The sequence below is a fragment of the Streptomyces niveiscabiei genome, from assembly GCF_001419795.1.
GTDB lineage: Bacteria > Actinomycetota > Actinomycetes > Streptomycetales > Streptomycetaceae > Streptomyces > Streptomyces niveiscabiei.
Genome location: NZ_LIRL01000199.1, coordinates 1 through 2938 on the forward strand (window position 1 = coordinate 1; position 2938 = coordinate 2938).

Here is a 2938-nt window from a genome sequence, read left to right on the forward strand (position 1 = left end):
ACCCACACCTGCCCGCGCGCGACGTTCACGCTCTTCCCGTCCCGCGTGGTGAACCGCGTCCCGTCCGCCGCCCTCGGCCGCTTCCAGACGACGTCGTACGCCCGCCCGCCGCGCAGCACGACCGCCCGCCCGGAGCCGACGGTCTGCGGGTACGGCGTGTGGTTGCCCAGGACGTCGTGGAAGCGGCTCCGGCGGACCTTCACGTACTGCACGACGACCGTCGCCGGGGCCACCCGCCGGGCCGTCGCCCCGTCCATCCGCACCAGCCAGCGCCCCCGCCCCGCCGACCAGGTGAACGTGAACCGCGCCGCCGGATAGCGCACCGTGCGCGAGTTCACGGCCCGCCCTCCCGCGGGCGCGGGCCCGAAGCGGAACCCGGTCGCCTCCAGCGCGGCGGCCCCCGGCGCCGAGCGCACCAGCCGTTCGGGCCGCAGGTAGAGGTTGTGCGGCGCCGGTTTCGCGCCGCCCCGGTAGTACGCGCCGGACACCTCACCGGGCTCGATCGCCCTCAGCGGCGCCTTGTCGATCAGCGGATGCAGCTTGCGCTGGGCGCCCGAGAACGCGAGCACCGGCCGGTCGAACTGGCGCAGCAGCTCCAGGTCCGACTGGCGCGCGCTGCGGACCGGTCCGATCGCCCGGGGGAGCCTCGTCGCGTACACCGCCATCAGGCGGCTCATGCCGCCCTCGACCGGCTCGACGTACACGACGTCCGCCGCGTCGAGGCCCGTGTGCGGGCGGGCGGGGCGCGCGTTGTCGATCTTCACGGCGAGGACGGGGCCGGTGCGCGCGCGGGGCTTGAGGGAGCCGTTCAACGCGTCGTCGCCCGCGCGCGGGGCGGTCGTACAGCCCGCCACCAGGGCCGTCGTCAGGGTCGCGGTCAGCAGGAGCGCGGCCGTGCGGGCCGTACGCGCCGGGTGTTTCGGGTTCGATCGTGTGATGTCCACGGGTGCCACCAGTCCGTATCCCTAAAGGGTGCGCCGAAGAGGTCGCTGGTGGCCATACCCGATCAAAAGCGATCATGCTCGATCTGTTACGCCGTTCAGGTGGCGGGCGTCCCCAGGATCTCCCCGAGGTCGTACCGCACCGGCTCCTCCAGCTGCGCGTACGTGCAGCTCTCCGGCGTCCTGTCCGGGCGCCAGCGGCGGAAGCGGGCCGTGTGGCGGAAGCGGACGCCGTTCTCCATATGGTCGTACGCCACCTCCGCGACCCGCTCGGGCCGCACCGGCACCCACGACAGGTCCTTCTTGCCCGACCAGCGGCTCGGCGCCCCCGGCAGCCTGGCCGCCTCGTGCGCCGCCGCGTCGCCCCAGGCCGCCCACGGATGCCCCGAGGCGTCCGCCATCCGCAGCGGCTCCAGCTCCGCCACCAGCTCCGCGCGCCGGGCCATCGTGAACGACGCCGACACGCCCACATGCTGGAGAGTGCCCTCGCCGTCGTACAGGCCCAGCAGCAGCGAACCCACCACCGGGCCGCTCTTGTGGAAGCGGTACCCGGCGACGACCGCGTCCGCCGTCCGCTCGTGCTTGACCTTGAACATCGCGCGCTCGTCCTGGAGGTACGGCAGCGTGAGGGGCTTGGCGATCACGCCGTCCAGACCGGCGCCCTCGTACTGCTCGAACCAGCGCGCGGCCACCGCCGTGTCGGTCGTCGCCGGGGCCAGGTGGACGGGCGCGCTCACCCCGGCCAGCGCGCGTTCCAGGAGGGCGCGGCGGTCGCTGAGGGGGACGTCCAGCAGGGCCGTGTCGGCCAGCGCGAGCAGGTCGAAGGCGACGAACGACGCCGGGGTGCGCTCGGCGAGCGTGCGGACCCGGGAGTCCGCCGGGTGGATCCGCTCGGTCAGCGCGTCGAAGTCCAGCCGCCCGTCCCGCGCGATCACGATCTCCCCGTCCAGCACGCACCGCTCGGGCAACCGCTCCCTCAGCGCCGCCACCAGCTCGGGAAAGTACCTGGTCAGCGGCTTCGTCGTCCGGCTGCCCAGCTCGACCGCCGCCCCGTCGCGGAACACGATCGCGCGGAAACCGTCCCACTTCGCCTCGTACTGCATGCCCGGCGGGATCTTCGCCACCGACTTGGCGAGCATGGGCTTCACGGGAGGCATCACCGGCAGATCCATGGGTGAAGTGTCACCCGCAATGCGATGAAATGCCTGATGTGCGAGGTTCGCCTACCGTGGGCGCATGGGCGATGCGGTCGAGCTGGAGGCGGGCGGGCGGACGGTACGGCTGTCCAGTCCCGGCAAGATGTTCTTCCCGGAGCGCGGATTCACGAAGCTGGACCTCGCCCGCTACTACCAGGCCGTCGCTCCCGGCATCCTGCGCGCCCTGCGCGAGCGCCCCACCACCCTGGAGCGCTACCCCGACGGTGTGACCGGCGAGAACTTCTTCCAGAAGCGCGCCCCCAAGAACATGCCCGACTGGATCCCCACCGCCCACATCACCTTCCCCAGCGGACGCAGCGCCGACGAGATGTGCCCCACCGAACAGGCCGCCGTCCTGTGGGCCGCCCAGTACGGCACCCTCACCTTCCACCCCTGGCCCGTCCGCCGCGCCGACGTCGACCACCCCGACGAACTCCGCATCGACCTCGACCCCCAGCCCGGCACCGACTACGCCGACGCGGTCCGCGCCGCCCACGAACTGCGGGCCGTACTCGACGAGTTCGGCGGGCTGCGGGGCTGGCCGAAGACCTCCGGCGGGCGCGGGCTGCACGTGTTCGTCCCCATCGAACCCCGCTGGACGTTCACCGAGGTGCGGCGCGCGGCGATCGCCGTCGGGAGGGAGATGGAACGCCGGATGCCGGACCGCGTCACCATCAAGTGGTGGAAGGAAGAACGCGGGGAGCGGATCTTCATCGACTACAACCAGGCCGCCCGCGACCGCACCATCGCCTCCGCCTACTCCGTACGCCCCCACCCGCACGCTGGCCCTTATACACATCT

General features: G+C 72.7%; 3 protein-coding genes. 1 reads left to right on the top strand and 2 read right to left on the bottom strand.

What is annotated here, in order from left to right; genetic code table 11:
* Together AOK24_RS11325 and AOK24_RS11330 are read right to left on the bottom strand one after the other, a co-directional pair.
* Positions 1-953, bottom strand: a 953-nt coding sequence (locus AOK24_RS11325; protein WP_063799426.1) for a DUF3048 domain-containing protein, incomplete at its 3' end; no start/stop codon positions are given.
* A gap of 86 nt (positions 954-1039) precedes the next feature.
* Positions 1040-2113, bottom strand: a complete 1074-nt coding sequence (locus AOK24_RS11330) for an ATP-dependent DNA ligase (protein WP_055719939.1) — start codon at positions 2111-2113, stop codon at positions 1040-1042.
* A 64-nt stretch (positions 2114-2177) separates the two neighbouring features.
* Here AOK24_RS11330 and ligD point away from each other — a divergent pair.
* The coding region (gene ligD, locus AOK24_RS11335) for a non-homologous end-joining DNA ligase (RefSeq protein WP_055719940.1) at positions 2178-2938 on the top strand (761 nt) is incomplete at its 3' end.

Coding starts and splice junctions, on each gene's coding strand:
- AOK24_RS11330 (WP_055719939.1), bottom strand. CDS start 2,113: ATGGATCTGCCGGTGATGCCTCCCGTGAAGCCCATGCTCGCCAAGTCG.